Here is a 2661-nt window from a genome sequence, read left to right on the forward strand (position 1 = left end):
AGTTTTTCTGGATTTGCTACTACTGTCTTATCTGCTGGTTTAACGATGTCGTTGCCTGCATTTGGTTTAGTTGCAGCTTCTGGATCTTTCGTCAAGTCTGCTGCTGGAATTACGGCTGTCTTACCTTCTGGAGTTGTAACTGTCGCATTTCCTTTATCATCTACAACTACTGTTGCATCTGGATTTACAGCTTTAACTTTATCTTCGATCGCTTTCTTCTCAGCGTCTGTAAGTTTTTCTGGATTTGCTACTACTGTCTTATCTGCTGGTTTAACGATGTCGTTGCCTGCATTTGGTTTAGTTGCATCTACTTCTGATTTGAATAAATCTTCTGATGGGATTGTCGCAGTAGTTCCATCTTTCAGTGTAACTGTCGCATTACCATCTTCATCAAATTTAACAGATTTAGTTTCTGGGTTTAATTCTCTTAATTTTTCTTCTACTTTAGCTTGATCATCCGGATCATTTGCTTCACCGGCTACTTTGTCTGCTGGTTTAACAATTTTACTATTTCCTGCATCTGGGTTAGAAGTATCTTCTTTAGTTCTTACTAATTCTGATGCTGGAATTGCTGCAGTTTTACCATCTGGAGTAGAAACAGAAACAGTTCCATCTTCATTGATTGTTACGATAGCATCTGGATTTACCTCTTCAACTTTAGCAACAATCTTAGCTTTCTCTTCGTCAGTTAAGTTCGATGGATCTTTTACGATAACTTTATCAAGTGGTTTGTTAATGTCATTTCCACCTTTACCGTTATCTAATTGGTCCTCAGTTTTCACTAATTTTGTCGGATTGATAATTCCTTTATCGCCAGCTTCTGTTGTTACTTCGATGTTTCCATTTTCATCATATTTAACTTCTTTAGCTGTTGGGTTAACTTTCTTAACTTCTTCTAAGATTTTAGCTTTTTCTTCATCTGTTAATGCACTTGGATCTTTTACTAATACTTTATCAATTGGTCTGTTTACTTCTCCAATTGCTTTAATAGCCGCCTTATCAGCTTCTTCTATTGTATTAACATCGTCTACACTACTTACTGCATCAATTGCTGCTTTAGATTTTTCAGCAGCTTTATCTACTTTAGCTTTTAATTTAGCTTTAGCTTCAGGAGTTAGATCGTTACGCGCATCGATTTCTGCTTTCTTAGCTGTTGCTTCTTCATCAATTGCTTTACGAGCATTTGGTTTATCTTCTACAACTGGTACAGATTTTTCAATTTCACCTTCAGCTGCTTCTTGAAGTTGCTTAACTTCTGCATCTGTTCCAGCTTTATCGATTTCTTCCTTAGCTTCTTCTGCTTGAGCTTTAGCTGCATCTGCTGCAACTTTCTTCTCTTCATCAGTAGCATCTGGAGTATTAGCAATATCTTCCAATTGTTTTGCTAATTTATCTTCGATTGCTTTCTTAGCTGCTGGTTTAGCTTTAGCTTCTGGATTTACAGCTGCAACTTCATCTACACCTGATTTCTTAGCACCATCTACTGCTGTTTGTGCTTCTGCTGCTTTTTCTGGTGTTTCTGCATTAGCTGGTTGATCGTTGATTGCATCTGTTGCTTCCTTAGCTTTATCTTGAGCTTCTTTCTTAGCTGCGTCTTTTTCTTCTTTCGTCAAATCTGGACGAGCGTCGATTGCTGCTTCTTTCTTAGCTAATTCATCTGCTACTGCCTTCTTAGCTGCTTCTTTGGCTACTGGGTTTACTTTCGCAATGTCACCTGTGCCAGTTTCTTTAGCTGCGTCTACTGCTGCATCTGTTGGTGCTGCATCTACTGCTGCTTTAGCTTTATCAGCGGCATCTTTAGCGGCATCTTTAGCGGCTTTCTTCTCGGCATCAGTTAAATCTGGACGAGCGTCAATTGCTGCTTCTTTAGCTTTAAGTGCATCGTCAATGGCTTTCTTAGCTGCTGGTTTCTTAGCCGCTTCTGGATTTACAGCTGCAACTTCATCTACACCTGTTTTCTTAGCTGCATCTACTGCTTTTTGAGCTTCTGCTGCTTTTTCTGGTGTTTCTGCGATAGATGGTTGATCATTGATTGCATCTGTTGCTGCTTTAGCTTTATCTTTTGCTTCTTTCTTAGCTGCTGCTTTTTCTTCGTCAGTTAAGTCTGGACGAGCATCGATGGCTGCTTCTTTCTTAGCTAATTCATCTGCTACTGCCTTCTTAGCTACTTCTTTAGCTACTGGGTTAACTTTCGCAATGTCACCTGTACCAGTTTCTTTAGCTGCGTCTACTGCTGCATCCGTTGGTGCTGCATCTACTGCTGCTTTAGCTTTATCAGCGGCATCCTTAGCGGCGTCCTTAGCAGCTTTCTTCTCGGCATCAGTTAAATCTGGACGAGCGTCAATTGCTGCTTCTTTAGCTTTAAGTGCATCGTCAATGGCTTTCTTAGCTGCTGGTTTCTTAACTGCTTCTGGATTTACAGCTGCAACTTCATCTACACCTGTTTTCTTAGCTGCGTCTACCGCTGCATTGCTTGGTGCTGCATCAATTGCTTCTTTAGCTTTATCAGCGACATCCTTAGCGGCATCTTTAGCGGCTTTCTTCTCTTCATCAGTTAAATCTGGACGAGCGTCAATTGCTGCTTCTTTAGCTTTAAGTGCATCGTCAATGGCTTTCTTAGCTGCTGGTTTCTTAACTGCTTCTGGATTCACTGCAGTAACT

The 2661-nt window shown here is 40.2% G+C and carries 1 protein-coding gene; it reads right to left on the reverse strand.

Features of this window, described 5'->3' with window-relative positions:
- Positions 1–2661 (reverse strand): DUF1542 domain-containing protein (locus KV696_RS08580; RefSeq protein ID WP_219967429.1); only part of this gene is annotated, 2661 nt, incomplete at both ends.

The sequence above is a fragment of the Streptococcus humanilactis genome, from assembly GCF_019448275.1.
Classification (GTDB): Bacteria; Bacillota; Bacilli; order Lactobacillales; family Streptococcaceae; genus Streptococcus; species Streptococcus humanilactis.